Annotated in this window: 13 protein-coding genes; 6 read left to right on the top strand and 7 right to left on the bottom strand. The window is 60.8% G+C overall.

Annotation, left to right across the window (positions count from 1 at the left end):
- Positions 1-4 precede the first annotated feature (4 nt).
- From ACFFSY_RS03950 to ACFFSY_RS03960, 3 genes are all read right to left on the bottom strand, one after another.
- Positions 5-601 (bottom strand): ECF transporter S component, encoded by a 597-nt coding sequence (locus ACFFSY_RS03950; RefSeq protein WP_377490194.1) that lies wholly within the window; start codon positions 599-601, stop codon positions 5-7.
- A gap of 324 nt (positions 602-925) precedes the next feature.
- Positions 926-3,886 (bottom strand): DEAD/DEAH box helicase, encoded by a 2,961-nt coding sequence (locus ACFFSY_RS03955; RefSeq protein WP_377490196.1) that lies wholly within the window; start codon positions 3,884-3,886, stop codon positions 926-928.
- Complete coding sequence (locus tag ACFFSY_RS03960; protein WP_377490199.1) at positions 3,883-5,517, bottom strand: SWIM zinc finger family protein; 1,635 nt, start codon at positions 5,515-5,517, stop codon at positions 3,883-3,885. Before ACFFSY_RS03960 ends, ACFFSY_RS03955 begins: the two co-directional genes overlap by 4 nt.
- Before the next feature lie 298 nt (positions 5,518-5,815).
- Between ACFFSY_RS03960 and ACFFSY_RS03965 the strand changes: the two genes are divergently transcribed.
- On the top strand, positions 5,816-6,190 hold the full coding sequence (locus tag ACFFSY_RS03965; RefSeq protein WP_377490202.1) for a GNAT family N-acetyltransferase: 375 nt from the start codon (positions 5,816-5,818) through the stop codon (positions 6,188-6,190).
- Between the two features lie 317 nt (positions 6,191-6,507).
- Positions 6,508-7,587, top strand: coding sequence for a GGDEF domain-containing protein (locus tag ACFFSY_RS03970; RefSeq protein ID WP_377490205.1), 1,080 nt, complete (start codon positions 6,508-6,510; stop codon positions 7,585-7,587).
- A gap of 285 nt (positions 7,588-7,872) precedes the next feature.
- Here the strand turns inward: ACFFSY_RS03970 and ACFFSY_RS03975 are convergent, their stop codons facing one another.
- From ACFFSY_RS03975 to ACFFSY_RS03990, 4 genes are all read right to left on the bottom strand, one after another.
- Complete coding sequence (locus ACFFSY_RS03975; protein WP_377490208.1) at positions 7,873-8,277, bottom strand: VOC family protein; 405 nt, start codon at positions 8,275-8,277, stop codon at positions 7,873-7,875.
- 113 nt (positions 8,278-8,390) lie between these two features.
- Positions 8,391-8,996 carry a PadR family transcriptional regulator gene (locus tag ACFFSY_RS03980; RefSeq protein WP_377490211.1) on the bottom strand — a complete coding sequence of 202 codons (606 nt, stop codon included), beginning with the start codon at positions 8,994-8,996 and terminating at the stop codon, positions 8,391-8,393.
- Positions 8,997-9,001: 5 nt separating this feature from the next.
- Positions 9,002-10,561, bottom strand: coding sequence for an MDR family MFS transporter (locus tag ACFFSY_RS03985; RefSeq protein ID WP_377490214.1), 1,560 nt, complete (start codon positions 10,559-10,561; stop codon positions 9,002-9,004).
- A 99-nt stretch (positions 10,562-10,660) separates the two neighbouring features.
- The gene (locus ACFFSY_RS03990) at positions 10,661-11,467 is read right to left on the bottom strand and encodes an AraC family transcriptional regulator (RefSeq protein ID WP_377490217.1); all 807 of its coding nucleotides are present in this window, start codon (positions 11,465-11,467) and stop codon (positions 10,661-10,663) included.
- A gap of 122 nt (positions 11,468-11,589) precedes the next feature.
- On the opposite strand from ACFFSY_RS03990, the gene ACFFSY_RS03995 reads away from it, so the two are divergent.
- The 4 genes from ACFFSY_RS03995 (at position 11,590) to ACFFSY_RS04010 (ending at position 15,293) form a co-directional block, all read left to right on the top strand.
- Positions 11,590-12,045, top strand: a complete 456-nt coding sequence (locus ACFFSY_RS03995; protein WP_377490220.1) for an SRPBCC domain-containing protein — start codon at positions 11,590-11,592, stop codon at positions 12,043-12,045.
- A 177-nt stretch (positions 12,046-12,222) separates the two neighbouring features.
- Complete coding sequence (locus tag ACFFSY_RS04000) at positions 12,223-13,812, top strand: ATP-binding protein (RefSeq protein ID WP_377490223.1); 1,590 nt, start codon at positions 12,223-12,225, stop codon at positions 13,810-13,812.
- 187 nt (positions 13,813-13,999) lie between these two features.
- Complete coding sequence (locus ACFFSY_RS04005) at positions 14,000-14,545, top strand: PadR family transcriptional regulator (RefSeq protein WP_377490226.1); 546 nt, start codon at positions 14,000-14,002, stop codon at positions 14,543-14,545.
- On the top strand, positions 14,523-15,293 hold the full coding sequence (locus ACFFSY_RS04010; protein WP_377490229.1) for a CPBP family glutamic-type intramembrane protease: 771 nt from the start codon (positions 14,523-14,525) through the stop codon (positions 15,291-15,293). Before ACFFSY_RS04005 ends, ACFFSY_RS04010 begins: the two co-directional genes overlap by 23 nt.
- Positions 15,294-15,370: the final 77 nt, after the last annotated feature.

The following is a 15,370-nucleotide window of genomic DNA, read 5'->3' on the forward strand; positions in this document are numbered from 1 at the left end:
TGTTCTACCCCAATGCATCGTAGTCTTGCTTGGAGGCCGGACGAAGCAGGTGCGTCACGCCCGTGCGTTCCACCGCCCGAGCCAGCGCATAGGCGAACAGGCCCGCGATGACGACGCTGCCGAGCAGACGAAGCACGAGGAACGTCGTCAGGTTCCAGGCGGATAAATATTCAATGTAGCCGTAACGGTAATCGATGAGCAGCGATCCGGCAGCCGCGCCGAAGCCGGCCAGCGAAGCAACCCAAGCGCCCCCGCTGCGATAGCGGTTCAGCGCGAAGAACAGTTCCGCGCCCGCGCCCTGCGCCAAGCCGTACACGAGCGTGGCGACGCCCCATTCGGCGCCGAGCAGCGCGGATACGGTCGCAGCGGCGACCTCCGCCAGAATGGCGACGCCCGGCTTGCGGATGATCAAGAACGCCAACGTTCCGGCGATGAACCACATGCCGTAGGCCAGCTGCTCGGCGTTCGTGCCAAGCGGCTTCACGGCGTCGTACACCGGCCCCCATATTTTGTAGATGACCCCGAATACCGCGGCGATGACGATCGTCACCAGGATATCGGTCAGCGTTAACCCTTTGCTCTTTGTTGGACTCGCCGACATGTTCTCTCTTCCCCTCGAGACAAATATGGTGTGAACCCATAACGGGGGCTAATGCGACGTAAAAAAAGGCCCGCCAAGGTACAGGCAGGCCGTCATATGCACAAAGCTAACATTGCGCATCGGTTCTCTACGCTGGCATTACCCAGATCAGATTGACGGTCAGCGGCATGCGGCCGCTATCTCAGCCCGACTTCATCGAGCACCCGTGTATGCGATTCATTCCTCCATAAGGTACAGGAAAAAACCGGGTTTGACAATACCTTTTGTTGGGATATTGTAAAAGCGGCGCGTCCGGTCTTGCTGTTTGCCGCGGCGAGGTCTCGCTTAGCCGCCCCAATACCGCCGCAGCGTGAACAGATCCTTCAGCGCGTCCGTCGACAGCTCCGTAATCCAGCCCTCGGAGCTCGTGATGACGTTGTCGCTCAGCTGCTGCTTGCTCTCGATCATCTCGTCGATCCGCTCCTCCAGCGTGCCGAGCGCAATGAACTTGTGCACCTGCACGTCCTTCGTCTGCCCCATCCGGTAGGCGCGGTCGGTCGCTTGGTTCTCGACGGCCGGATTCCACCACCGGTCGAAATGAAACACGTGGTTCGCCGCCGTCAGATTGAGCCCGACGCCGCCTGCCTTGATCGACAGAATGAAGACGTTCGGCTGCTCGTCCGCTGGCAGCGTGCGAGATTGAAATTGCTCGACCATGCTGTCGCGCGCTGCTTTCGAAGTGCCGCCGTGGAGATAGAGAATCGGTTCGCCCAGCTCTTCGTGCAGCACGCGCTGGAGCATGTTGCCCATGCCGATATATTGGGTGAAAATCAGGCATCGCTCGCCCTCGGCCCGCAGCTCCTTAACCATCGCGATCAGCCGCTCGAGCTTGGAGGAGCGGCCGATCAGTGTCTCGCGGGCTTCCGAGTCGGCGCCGCCAAGCTGCTCCGGCAGCTCTTCCTTCGTCATCAGGACCGGGTGGTCGCACAGCTGCTTGAGCTGGGTAAGCGCCGCGAGAATCGCGCCTTTACGCTCCATGCCCTCGAGCTGGCGCACGCGCTCGAGCAGATCGGTGACGGCTTGGTCGTAGAGCGCGCTCTGCTCGGGTGTAAGATTGATATACGTCTTCATCTCGTTCTTGTCCGGCAGATCGAGCATAATATTCGGGTCCTTCTTCTTGCGCCGCAGCATGAACGGCTTGACCAGCTTCTGCAGATCGGCCGTACGCTGCTCGTCGCGATCCTTCTCGATCGCCTGCGCGTACTGCTCCTGGAACGCCTTCGGGCTGCCGAGGAAGCCAGGGTTCATGAAGTCATAGATCGACCACAGCTCGGACAGCCGGTTCTCGATCGGCGTGCCGGTCATCGCGACGCGGTGCTTGGCGCGGAAGCTGCGGACAGCCGCCGATTGGCGGGTGCCGGCGTTCTTGATGTTCTGCGCTTCGTCGAGCACGATCGTCGTCCACGTGTACGACTGGAGCAGCTCCTGGTCGAGCGCGGCCGTCGCGAAGGAAGTCAGCAGCACGTCCGTGTCCTGCAGGCTCGCCTCGAACGCTTTGCCGCTCGAACGCTTGCTGCCGTAATGCAGCTTGGCGCGCAGCGAGGGGGCGAAGCGGCTGATCTCCTTCTGCCAGTTGCCGAGAACGGATGTCGGGCAGATGACGAGCGAAGGCATGTGGTGCGCCTCGTCCGGCCCGGCGCTCTCCTTGATGTGCAGCAGATAGGTGATTAGCTGCACGGTCTTGCCCAGACCCATATCGTCGGCGAGACAAGCGCCGAGCCCGAAGCCGCGCAGGAACGCGAGCCACGCGAAACCTTCTTGCTGGTAGGAGCGCAGGTTCGCCTGCAAGCCGGACGGAATCGGCAGCGGCGGCCAGTCGGACTGGCTCGTAAGCTGGGTCATGAGCCGAGTGAGATGGCTGTTGAGCTCGACCTCCAGCTGCAGTTTGTCCTCCGCGTCGTCCGTCTCTTCGCCCTCCGCGCCTTTGGCGGCCCGGCGCCAGCCGCCGGTCAGCTGCATCTGCAGCACCTCTTGGAAGGTGAGCCCCTTGGAGCGGTTCACCCGCGCCATCGCGCTGCGGATATGTTCAAGCAGCTGCGGATCGAGCGTGATCCACTGGCCGCGGAACTTTACGATGCGCTCGCCACGGGCGACCAGCTCGTGGAACTCGGCCTCGGACAAGTCGGTGTCGCCGATCGCGATCCGCCAGTTGAAGTCGACGAGCGAGTTTAAGCCGAACAGCGAACCGCTCTTGCCGCCCGCGCCTCCGGCGCCGGCTTCCTCGGTCACCTTGGCGCGCAGCTTCGGCTTGCGCTTGCGGGCGGCTTCCCACCAGGCCGGCAGGAGCACCTGCCAGCCGGCCTCGAGCAGGCGGCGGCTGTCCTCGGTCAGGAATCGCCATGCCGATTGGTCCGTCAACGGCTGCCCGAGGACATCCGACGGACCGCCCGCCAGCAGCTGGGGCGAGAGGGCGGCGAGCAGGTGCGACAGCCAGCCTTCGGCACGCTCCTGCACGCGCGCGTCCCAATCCGCAGGCCAATCGCCGGCCGCGTGACCGCGCTGGCTAAGGCGGACCGGGTAGATCGCCGCCGGGTCCTGCTTATCTTGGACAATCAGCCTAAGTCGCCAATTCATCTCTTCTTCGTCTGGCTCCAGCAGCTGCAGCAGCGGCCGGAACGGCGCGTTATCGGCCTTCCAGCCGATGGCGACGAGCCAATCCTCCGCCTCGAGGCCGGCAAGCGAACCGCGATCGCCCGTGAAGAGCAGCGGGTATTCGCGCCTTAGGTCGGCTGCCGCTTCCTCGGTGCTGTAGTAACGGCTGAAGACGGCGGCGGAGAAGGCGGATTGCAGCGCCTTCGTCCATGACGGGTCATCGCCCTCCGCCAGCAGACGCGCTGCTTCTTCATCTAGCGCAGCATCCTCCCACGTCCACTGCAGCTTGCCTGTCCGGAAGACGCCCAAATCGGGCACGTAGGTGCGTTCCTCCATGATGCGGCCGAGCGCGGGAGCAAGCTTCATCAGCCGATCGGCCTCGGCCTCCCACGTCCAGTCGACGTGCGCGAGCAGCGACCCTGCGGCGAAATACGGAATGACCTCCTCGGCAGGCAGCACGACCAGCTCGACGCCCTGCGCCTGCCGGACTTCCAGCTCCGTTCCGTAGAAGGAAGGTTCGTGCCAGGCGAACAGGCGGTGCTTCAGCAGCAAGCCCGGCGCCGCGCTGTAGCTGGACAATGTGCCGTACAGCAGCGCGTCGCCGTAAGCGGTGAGGCTGGCGTTCACCGTAACGCTATCCTTATGTCGACTCATGGGATCAGCTTTCCTTTCCGCAGTTCTTCTTGCAGCGCGCGCAGGCGGCCGTTGCGCTCGGCGAACGCTTCGATGTACCCTTCCCACCGCTCGTCCTGCTTGAGCTTCTTGTATAACTTGGCGAGCCGCTTTAGCAGCTTCACCGCCGCCTTGTAGCCGTGCCGGTTCTTCGCCAGCACGTGACGTTCGACCGCCTGATGATAGAAGGGCAGCAGCAGCTGCGGCTCGTGCTTCTCGATCGGGGCCAGCTCGCTGACCCGCAGATCGAGCGGCTCCACGCCCGCGCTCAGCTGCGTGTCCATCCATTGCCGATAGCGGCCGCGTTCCATCAGCTTGTTCTCGTATAGGGAGCTGGCGAACGGCAGCATCTCTTCGAACGTCTCCCACATGCGGAATTCAGCCTCCGGCGCGAGCTGCAGCATGTCGTCCCAATAACGGCTGTACTGTTCGAGGCTATCCTGGCGGTTGCCGATGAGCAGCGGGCCGGTGGCGCACAGCCAGTCCAACCGGCGCTCCGGCTGGCCCTGCGCGCTCAGCTCGTCCAAGAAGGCGAACAGGCTGTCCGGCTTCACCCGCGTCTTGGCAGCGGCCATCCGCAGCAGATCGATTGCTCCGGCATCGTCGCCCAGCCAGAAGCGCATCCGGCCGCGTGCCAGCAAGCCGTGGATACGGGTGACGGCGGAGCCGAGCCGTTCCTCGGCGGTGTCCAGTGCGGTCAGCTCATCCGTGAGCGCATCCGGATCGGCGATATGCGGCAGCATCCAGTACCGCCAATAAGCCATATACAGCTCGGTAATATACGGATAGGCATGCGGCTCGGTCAACATGCCATCACGCAAATAAACAAGCGAGTTCCGCAGATAGTCCCGTTCGGAGGCGGAAGGCGAGGGGATGCCTTCAGCGAGCCGCTTCAGCGCGGCTTCTTGCAGCTCGGCCGCCGCGGCGTGCGTATGGAAGCCGAGGAACAGCCCGCCGCCGGACCATGTGCCGCCGGTCGGCTGGGCAGGCTTCGTGACTTGCTCCAGCACGAATAGCTCCGCATGGAGACCGGCCAGCTGCTCCATGACGGGCGAGAGCGGCGGCAGCGTCTCGTAGATCGCGGCCAGCGCGCCGCTCGCGTACTGCGCATTGCGTACCTGCTCTGCGAGCGGGGCGATGCAGGCGGCGAACAGCTCGCGCCAATTCGCGATCGGCTGTTCCGCCAAGCCGGCCGCGCGCCCGCGAAGCTGCGAAGCGCGGGAAGCTTTGCCCGCTGCTGCCGCTTCGGCCTTCACCCGGGCAGCCTCCATCGCGGCAGCAGACTTGGCGTTCACCAGCTGATGGACGAGCCGGCCCTGCATATTGGCGTACGCGAGCAGCACGGCCACGACGTGCTTGCAGCCGCCGCCGGCCGGACAAGCGCACTCGCTCTCCGTGACGGCGTCCAGCTTGACGCGCACGCGACACCGCGTAAGCTCGTTGCCCTCCACGAGCGCTTCTACCTGGCCAGCGCGCGGCAGCGTCAGCTCCCGAACGCGCTCTTGTTTATAATCCTGAAACCCGCGCTTGATCGTCAGGTCGTCGAAATGATCGGCCACCTGCCGGATCAGCGCCTGCCATTGCGCATCGTCTATCGTATAAGTCGGATTCATAATTAAGGGAATCTCCTGTTTTAGAATGGCGAAATTACGAACACTGGTTCTATTATAGCAGTTCAAGGCCCCTGGGGAACAAGTCAAACGTTAGCTTTGTCCGCAAGGACAAGAGCGTGCCCCGAACGAAAGCAAACGCCAATTACCCAACTATCGTACATGCACGAAAACGGGTATCCAGAGGGAGGAGCCCTTGGAGCCCCCTCGGCGGAGGCCCTTTCCCGATTAATTCCCCGCCCATAGGGTAATGAAGAGTACGTTCAAGTGACGAATACGCTCTTCACGGAGGTGCATGGTCATGCGGGAGATTGACGGGAGATCGGACAAGCCGCAAGAGGAGGTAATCGCCGAGAAGCAGGGCAACAGCTACATCTTGACCGGCGTAGGCGGGACGATCGGCGAAATTCATTTTCGGATGATCGACGTGGACACATGGGTCATCGATCGCACGTACGTGCAGGCGGAATATCGCGGACAAGGGCTCGCGAAGCAGCTGCTCGACCTGGTCGTGGATGAAGCGCGGGAGCGGGGCAGAAGGATCATCCCCTCCTGCTCGTACGTGTTGGAACAGTTCAAACAAGATGAAACTTACGCCGACGTCTGGGATAACAAAAACGCGGCGGACTACGCCGATCCGTACAGCACGGACAGCGTGGGCGCCACGAGGTCATAACGCGGCCATGGAGCGGCGCTCACCGGTATAAACCGACGCGTCGGCCTCTTCCGGGCAGCCGCCCGCGTATGATGCTCGCTGCAGTCATTCGATTCGAGAGAAGCACGAAGAGCCCTAAGTCTCGCCATTCCAGCGATGCTAAGGGCTCTTCGTGCTGCGACTGGAAGGGCGCGGCATTTCACCGGCCCGTCCATGTTGCGCTACATGTGATCGCGTTATCCCTTTGAAGCGTGCGTGGGTGTTATTAACAGCGAAAAACATAGTGCTCAAGTGCTATAATAATAGGACGACATGCCCAACACCTAGGAGGTGCAGCGTTGCGGTACGATCCAGTCGAGCTCCCGGACAAGTGGGTCCGGATCATCTTATATTCCTTCCGGCTCTGCGCGGTGTTCTATGCGGCGGCTTCGAGCTTGGCGCTCCTCTTCACCAGCGAGGACAAGACTGACTTTCTCCTTCATATTATCGTGGTGCCGCTTGGGGGGCTCCTGTTGATCGTGACGGCCACGGAGCTGCTGTGCCGGTACAAGCGGGAGTGGATATCGTATACCCTGATCGGCGCCGCCAACGGGTTGGCCGGCATTATGATCGTCGCCAACTACGAGGTGGAGTTGATTGTGTCGGTGCTCTTGCTGCCGCTGCTGGTATCGGTCTTTTTCCTGCGGCAAAAGGTGCTGCTAACGGCTTCTGCAACCGGCGTGCTGGTGTACGTGGCGCTGCTGGCCGCTTACCCGCCGCTGCTTGCCGAGCAGTCGCCCGCCGAGGTGATCGCGCTGCTCTTCATCTACGGAGCTGGTACTGCGATTCTCGCTGGCCTACTGAACCGGGGTGCGGAGCTCGCCCGGCAGTGGCAATCCGCATCGACGCTGAACAAGACGCTCGCGCAGGAGAAGCAGCAGATCGAGCACCTGCTTCGCGTGGATGGGCTGAGCGGCTTGCTCAATCACCGCTCCTTCTACGAGGAGGCGGAGAAGCGGCTGGAGACCGCCCGGGGCCTACGCGGCGAGTTCCAGCTGGCTGTGCTCGACATCGATAATTTCAAAAGCATTAACGACCGGTTCGGGCATAAAGTCGGCGACATCGTCATCAAAGCGGTGGCTGATACGCTGCGCGGGCTGCAGGAACCGGGAGATATGGCGTTCCGTTATGGCGGGGAGGAATTCACGCTGCTGTACGAACGGCCGACGCCGGAGACGGACGCGGCATTCATTGAATCGGTCCGGCAGGCGGTGGAGAAGCTGACGATCGCCGAAGCTGACGGGCTGCAGGTGACGGTGAGCATCGGCGTGCAAGCGTATGTCCCCGGCTGGAACAAGCACCGGCTGTTCGAGGGCGGCGACCGCGCGCTCTACGAGGCCAAGCGTACGGGCAAGAACCGGATCGTGCGGTTCTCGTGACGGTCCGCAGGTGATCGCGCGACGCTAATTATGAAGCATGCGCAAAGAAGACGATCCGCGCGGGATCGTCTTCTTTGCGTATGTCCGGCCCCTAGTCCGCCTGGGAGCGTCGTCAGGCGTCGCCCGCTCGGGGTGACCGTACCGTCCAAAATGGAGCGGAACGGGGCTGGTCTTTGGCGTCCGTACGCCGATCCGCACTGCACGCGCCTTCCGACGCATGGCGCCATCGCGGCACGCGGTGCTCGGTCGCCCGTCGGCGGCCAAACCTCATGCTCTGACCGGTCGTTAGCCTTGCGGCGTCTCGGTCGTCACCTGCCATAGCACGCCGAATTTGTCCTCCAGCACGCCGAACAGTGAGCCCCAGAACTGCTGCTTCAGCGGGTCGACGACGCGGCCGCCGGCGGACAGCTTGTCGAAGGCGTCGTGCGCTTCGGCATCGCTTGCGAACTCCAGGCTCAGATGCATGCCGTCGCCGCGCGACAGCGATTTGAAGGGGGAATCGGACATGAAGAACGTGACGCCTCCAGCGACGAACGCCATGTGCAGCACCTTGTCCTTCGTCGCCTCGTCCGCGTCCGGCAGCTGCGCGAACGTCATCAGGGAGAGAATCTCGCCGCCCAATGCCTCGGTGTAGAAGCCAGCCTGCGCCCGCGCGTCCTCGGAGAAAATATACGGTGTCAGTTTTGCCATTGCCAATCATCCTCTCGCGTGTTTGCTTAACTCTGACGTTATCGTAACATGCGGCATGGAGGCGCGTTTCTTCTGGATTGCGGTGTTGCCAAAGGATTGACGGCGCGCGAGCTTCATTGGTCGGTCGCGCGGCGGCTCAGATAGGCCTCAATCTCCTCGTGCGTCCATTTTGGCCCAGTGAACAGCTCGCCGGAGCGCGCGGCGTCCAGCAGATCGGCCAGCCAGCGCTGCTCCGCTTCGATGAATTGGACCATGCCCCGGATCATGAGCGCGGGGCCGCCAGGCAAGTACGGTTCTTTCAATTCAAGGACAGACCTGAGGCGATCGATGCGCCGCGAGCTGGCATCCACTTGCTTGTGTATCAATGCTTCGACCCGGATCGGATCGGCATAACGGACGAACGGCAGCGCGAAGAAGAACGGGTGCGGCACGCCGGATTCCTGCTCGAACTGCGCGTAGAGCAGCTCGAAGAAGGCGTCTTGGCCGCTCTCCGTGATGCGGTAGATAATCTTGTCCGGCCGTCCCTCGCCCGGAGCGGGAACGATCTCGGCCGGTTCGATCAAGCCGCCGCCGCGCAGGGCGTCAACGGCGTAATACAGCGAGCCGTCCCGCAGCTTGAAGTGTTCGTCCCAGCTGCGGGACTTGATGATTTTGCGGATCTCGTACGGATGCAGGTCCCCCTCCATCAGCAAGCCGAGGATAAGCAGCTTCATGGACATCTCGTCTAACGTCCTTCGCCCGCGGGCGTCGCATCCGTGCGTCCGTCGGCGCGCTTCTGCTTCGCGGCTTCAAGACCCGCGCGTCCCATGAGGACGGCGAAGATGACGGCGACCAGCGGCAGCAGAATCGACCATTGGAATAAATACAGAATCGAGTCCGCCAGCTTGCCGAGCAGCGTCTCCACGACGTCGCCGGACAGACCGATGCGCGCCTGCATCGCCGGATCGAGCAGCGCCTGCCCGCCCTTGATGCCTTCGGCTGCCTGCGGATCAAGGCCGCCGATCTCGGCGAGGCCGCCCTGGAAGACGTGCTTCTGCATCGCGCCGAAAACGGTGACGCCAAGCGCCGAGCCGATCGTCCGGAAGAACGTGATGAGCGAGGAAGCGGAGCCCTTGTATTGCGGCGGCACGGAGCTGATCGTGGAGATCGACAGCAGCGAGAACGAGACGCCGATGCCCAGACCGACAACGATCATATACAGCGTAATCAGTCCGCGGCTCGTCTGCGTATCCATGACGTAACCGAGCAGCACAAGGCCCGTGAACAGCACGGCCGCCGAGATGAGCATGATCGAGCGGTAGCGGAACTTGCCGGCGATGCGGCCGCCGACCTGGCTGCTGAGCACGACGCCGAGCAGCATTGGAGTCAGCACGGTGCTCGTCTCGGTGGCGGACTTGTGGAAGACGCCCTGGATGAATACCGGGATGTACGTGGCGACGCAAATCATGGCGGCGCCGTACGCGAGCGAGATGATCATGCTGCTCGTGAAGACGCGGTCCTTGAACAGCTTGAAGGCGATGATCGGATCTTTGGCCGTCTGCTCGACGCGGAGGAACAGCGCCGTCAGGACGATCGAAGCGACGAACAGGCCGACCGTGTTCCATGAGCTCCACGCCCAGCCTTCGCTGCCGCCAAGCTCCAGACCGAACATGAGGCAGAGCACGGCGGCGGCCAAGACGATCGCGCCGGTCCAGTCGATGATCTGCTTCCGGTGGTTGCCGGACTCATGGTATGCGCGAAGGATGAAGATGAACGAGAGCAGCGCGATCGGCACGTTGATGTAGAATACCCAGCGCCAGCTGAATTGGTCGGTGATCGCGCCGCCCATGATCGGGCCGAATACGTTCGAGATGCCGAATACGGCGCCAAACAGACCCATCATTTTGCCGCGCCGCTCCGGCGGGAACATATCGAAGATAATCGCGAAGACGATCGGAGTCACGGCGCCGCCGCCGATGCCTTGAATGCCGCGATAGATGATCAGCTGCTCCATGTTCTGCGCCGTTCCGCACAGGATGGAGCCGAGCGTGAAGACGATCAGGCCGCCGAGGAAGAACCGCTTGCGGCCGTACATGTCCGAGAGCTTGCCTAAGATAGGCGAACAGACGACCATCGCGATCATGTAGGCGGAGTACACCCAGACGAATTTATCGAATCCGCCGAGTTTGGAAATAATTTGGGTCATGGCCGTCGAAATAATCGTCTGATCGAGGGCGGCCATGAAAAGGCCGAGCATCAAGCCGGCGACGGCGAGTCTCGTGCCTTGCTTTTGGGTCGTGGTCAAGAAGCAGCAACCTTTCTGGTCGGAGTAGAACTACTCAAATTTGAATCCTTTACAAGTATACTCAAATTTGAGTAATTTACAACCTGAAAAAGGAAGGCGCTAGCCCTCCCCTCTTGCATACTCCTCCGGCGTCACGCCGAGAATGGATTTGAAATCGCGGATGAAATGCGATTGATCGTAATAGCCGAGCGCAAGCGCCAGATGCGCCCAATCTTGCCGGGGCTCGTGATCCAAAATCTCGGCCGCGTTCTGCAGCCTGTGCAGCTGGATCACCCACTTTGGCCCGACGCCGACGTACTGGTCGAACAGCCGCTGCAATTTGCGGACGTTCACGCCCGCCCGCTCGCACACCTGCTCCACGCGCGTCAGCTCGCGGTCGGCCGCGATGCCGTCGATGATTCGATTGATGAATATCACCGTCTCGTCGCGCGCAGGCAGTCCGGGACGAAGCAGCCGCTCGATGCGGCCCACCATCTCCGCATCGTCCGCCAGCGGGAGGATATCGGCTTCGAGCCGCTCCGCTTCCAGGCCGAGCAGCGTCCGGACGTCCAGCGGATGCTCGCGCATCCGAGAGATGGGCAACTGGTGGAATGGATAGAATCCGCCGGGCTTGAATTTGATGCCGAATACGCAGCCCTGACCCTGAATGAGATGCGAGGACTTGGCGGTGGATGGCGCGAATATGCCGGATTGGCCGCGCTCGATCGCCAAGTTCACGCACGGGTTCGGGATGACGCCCTGCTCATGGGGCGGCGAATCCCCGAGATTCCAGCGGATAATCCAGTAATGCTTCACGAAGAAGCCGATATCCTCTGCGGGCGCATGGCGGGTCAGCGAGAATTTCTGCTGGCTTCGCTTGTGGTGAACGACGCCTAGCGTCGGGCGTTCGGGCCAAGCCTGTGACATGCAGGGGCCTCCTTCGTGTCGCGTTTTTACAATACTTGTCATCCGCATGAAGTTATGCTCATCGTAGCAAGACCGCATGGGCGGGGCAAGCCCTATTTCGCGAAGATCGGGAGGATGCAAAGATGACCGTATTAAAATATGAGTTCTATATTGGCGCGCCGAAGGAGAAGGTATGGGAGGCGCTCGTCTCGCCCGAGGGCACGAAGAGTATCTTCTTCGGCTGCGTGCTGGAGTCGGCGTTCGAGGAAGGCGCTTCTTTCGCCTATGTCGGACCCGGCAACGACGGAGATCGGACGGTTCATGTGTATGGTAAGCTGCTCGCGTTCCGGCCGAACGAGGAATTGAGCTACCTCGAGCACCCCGGCCCATCCTACTACCCGAACCACGAGGAGCTGCAGTCCCGCGTGACGTTCGCGCTGGAGACGGTGGGCAGCTGTACGAAGCTGACGCTTGTCAACGATCAATGGTCGCCACAGGAACATCCCTCGCTTGCCAACGCGCAATCGCACTGGTGGATGATCCTGAGCAATCTGAAAACATGGGCCGAGACGGGCGAAACGCTCGATTTCGGCTGGTAAGGAAGACGTGCCTGGCGGCTCGTCTTTGGCAGCAGGCTTGGGCCTTGAGTCCGGGCCTGTTTATTTTTGGAATGGATTGCGTTTATTAGGAAGGCAGGAGATTCAGGCACTGGGGGCGAACTTCACTTAGGTAGGGAGGCGCAGGCTTCCCGACCGATTGGAGGTTTACGATTCGCCATGACGCCTGAGATCGTCATTCAACGCATGTTTAATTGGCAGCGGCAGCACGGCCGCGACCCGAGCCGGGTGCCGGAATTCAAGGAACGCCTGCAAGGGGAAGAATTGACGGCGAAGATCGCGGAGCATCAAGAGGTGATCGACGTGGTCACCGAATTCATTCATAAATTTCTGGCCTCCGTCGCGGGTCACCAGATGATGGTTGCCATGCAGGACGAGGACGGTTATACGCTTTGCATCATGGGCGATCCGACGATCTTGAGCATGCTGCGCACGCTTGGCATCGAAGAAGGGATGCGCTTCACGGAAGATAACGGACCGAGCACGGTGCTCGTATGCGCCGAGACCCGGCGGCCCGTGGAGATGAAGGGCAAGGAGCATTTTCATGAGGTGCTGCATGCGATGGCCTGCTACTCCGTGCCCGTGTTCGAGGAAGAAGGCGGGCGACTGCTGGCGGTGTTGACGGTCATGACCAGCTTGGAGGAGGCGCACCGGCACATGCTGGCTATGCTCTGCACGGTCGCGGATTCCATCGAGCGGGAGCTTCGGCTGCGGCGGCAGAACACGCAGCTGCGGATTTTGAACCAGGTGCTGCTCGATACGAAGTATTACGGCTTGCTGATTACGGATCCGGAAGGGCGGATCGTCGACCGTAACATACATATGACGGCATTGCTCGATGAGGCAGGCGTGCAGGCGCCGATGGGCGAGAGCGTGCTCGAGGTGCCGGAGCTGGGCGGCTATTTCACGGACGTCATCCGTACCGGTGAGGCGTGTATCGGCAAAGAGACGGCGCTGCAGACGCCGAAGGAGACGCGTGCGTACATGCTCGATGTCGTGCCGATCTACGAGGGCGGCAGCCGTCTCGACCGGGTCGTGGGCAGCTTGCGGGATATTACCGAGCTGAAGAAGACGGAGGAGCTGCTGCGCAATACGGAGAAGCTCGTGTTCGCGGGTCAGCTGGCCGTCGGCATCGCCCACGAGGTTCGTAATCCGCTCACAACGGTGAAGGGGATTCTGCAGTACACGAACCGGGACGCGAAACAGCCGCATTACGACCTCATCATGTCGGAGCTCGAGCGGATGAACTTGATCGTCAGCGAATTCATGATCCTCGGCAAGCCGCAGGCGGTCAAGTTCAAGGAGGAAGAGTGTTTTGTCATCCTCAACGAGATTTTGCGTATTTTTGAGATTCAGGCCAGCATGAACGGCATCGCCGTCGAGTTGGAAGCGGTACGATCCGCTTCGCTGATGTGCGACCGCAATCAGATCAAGCAGGTGTTCTTGAACATCCTTCGCAACGCGATGGAGGCGCTGCCGTTCGGCGGGCGGATCTCGATCGGACTGGACGTGGCGGAAGGATACCAGCGCGTCCGCTTCGCGGATAACGGTCACGGGATGAGCGAGGACGTGCTGCGCGACCTCGGCCAACCGTTTCATACGACGAAGCCCGAAGGCAACGGGCTTGGGCTCATGATTGTGCGCAAGATCATCGCCACCCATGAAGGGCGGCTGGACATTCGAAGTCAAGTTGGCGAAGGCACGGTGGTCGAGGTCTACTTGCCCATCATCCCGGACCGTATCGAATGACCAAGGATGGCAAGAAGTCTAGCGAAGGAATACAAGCATGCCAACAGGCAGCGGTCCGATAAACCGCTGCCTGTTTTTTTTGTTGGTACAAGGTTGCAAAATATGGGTTGACAAAAGATGGGATATGATTGATATTATATATATCGAACAGATATATCGAATAGATATATGTTGAGGGGGGCTCGGTTTGCTGGAATACGCGATTCTCGGACTTCTAATGGAAGGAAACATGAGCGGCTACGACATCAAGAAGACGATGGACAGCTCGATCGGACTTTTTTACCGCGCCAGCTATGGCAGTCTTTATCCGGCGCTCAAGCGCTTGACGGAACGGGAGCTGCTAGCGGTCGAGGAGTTGGCAGACAGCAAGAACAAGAAGTTGTATTCCCTGCTGCCGGAAGGGAAGGCGGCCTTTATAGCATGGCTTGCCAAGCCGCTTCAGCTGTCCCGCAGCGAATTGCTGATCAAGATTTTTTTCTACGACTATCTGAACGAGGAGACTCGCCTGGCGCGGCTCGCGGAATATGAGCAGAAGCTGGAGCAGGAGCGTGGGCGCCTTGCCGCCGTGGAAGGCATCATTTCCAAGGAACTCGCGGCGCTTCCGAATCCGGGAGACTACTATTACCGGGTATCCGTGCTTTCGTACGGAGTCGATTATTTCGAGATGGAACAACAATGGATCCGTTCTATTAAAGAGAGGATGAATCGTCATGACAACCCAACCAACGGCTAAACGTTCGTTATCTGCCTCGCGTCCCGTTTTATCGGTCATCATCATCGAATTGCTGCTTCTGATCGCGATGACCGCTGCCGGCGCATATGCCACGATCAAGGAGCTCTCGTACACATCGCCGGTGCTGATCGCATTTATCCCGATCGCGCTTGCGCTTATCATATATATGAGCTTGCGTCGCAAATGGGGGCAGTACGGATTCCGCTCTCTTCGCGGTTTGGCCTCGGGCGGATGGCGATACTATGCGCCGCTTGCGCTCGTATGCGCCGTGCTCTGCTTCAAGGGCTTCGAGGCGCTGACCGTAACGAAGGTTGCGTTCTTCCTGTTCTTCACGCTGCTTGTCGCTTTCGTCGAGGAGACGATCTACCGGGGACTCATTCTGAATATTCTCTTGCCTAAGGGTGCGATGACCGCAGTCGTCGTCTCTAGCGTATTGTTCTCGGTTACCCATATGTTGAATATGCTCTCCGGCCAAAGCCTCGGGCAAACCATTCTTCAGCTGGCCTACTCGCTGCTCGTCGGTCTGGCGCTGGCGCTGCTGATGGTGAAGGATCGTCTCATTTGGCCGCTGATCCTGTTCCATTTTGTTCACAACCTGGTTCAGTTCCTTGGCAAGGAAGGGGAATTCGTCGTGCTCGATAGCCTCGTGCTGGCGATTCTCGCCGTGCACTGCGCTTGGATTATGGCAGGTATGGCGAAAGGGCGGAGGCGGATTGCAGCGGGGGCAAAGTCGGCTCATCTCACCTAAGCCGACGCGATTGCGTGCGAATACAAAGAAGACTCCGTTCTCGCCATAGGGCGAAGACGGAGTCTTGGGCCGCTTGA

Origin of the sequence: Paenibacillus aurantiacus, from assembly GCF_042431225.1 — a bacterium.
In the GTDB taxonomy this organism is placed as follows: Bacteria; Bacillota; Bacilli; order Paenibacillales; family Paenibacillaceae; genus Paenibacillus_Z; species Paenibacillus_Z aurantiacus.

What these genes read in the sequence shown, in the direction of transcription:
- ACFFSY_RS04010 (WP_377490229.1), top strand. Translation starts at nt 14,523, where the DNA reads ATGACAACCCAACCAACGGCTAAACGTTCGTTATCTGCCTCGCGTCCC.
- ACFFSY_RS03995 (WP_377490220.1), top strand. Translation starts at nt 11,590, where the DNA reads ATGACCGTATTAAAATATGAGTTCTATATTGGCGCGCCGAAGGAGAAG.
- ACFFSY_RS03960 (WP_377490199.1), bottom strand. Translation starts at nt 5,517, where the DNA reads ATGAATCCGACTTATACGATAGACGATGCGCAATGGCAGGCGCTGATC.
- ACFFSY_RS03955 (WP_377490196.1), bottom strand. Translation starts at nt 3,886, where the DNA reads ATGAGTCGACATAAGGATAGCGTTACGGTGAACGCCAGCCTCACCGCT.
- ACFFSY_RS03965 (WP_377490202.1), top strand. Translation starts at nt 5,816, where the DNA reads ATGCGGGAGATTGACGGGAGATCGGACAAGCCGCAAGAGGAGGTAATC.
- ACFFSY_RS04000 (WP_377490223.1), top strand. Translation starts at nt 12,223, where the DNA reads ATGACGCCTGAGATCGTCATTCAACGCATGTTTAATTGGCAGCGGCAG.
- ACFFSY_RS03980 (WP_377490211.1), bottom strand. Translation starts at nt 8,996, where the DNA reads ATGTCCATGAAGCTGCTTATCCTCGGCTTGCTGATGGAGGGGGACCTG.
- ACFFSY_RS03990 (WP_377490217.1), bottom strand. Translation starts at nt 11,467, where the DNA reads ATGTCACAGGCTTGGCCCGAACGCCCGACGCTAGGCGTCGTTCACCAC.
- ACFFSY_RS03950 (WP_377490194.1), bottom strand. Translation starts at nt 601, where the DNA reads ATGTCGGCGAGTCCAACAAAGAGCAAAGGGTTAACGCTGACCGATATC.
- ACFFSY_RS03975 (WP_377490208.1), bottom strand. Translation starts at nt 8,277, where the DNA reads ATGGCAAAACTGACACCGTATATTTTCTCCGAGGACGCGCGGGCGCAG.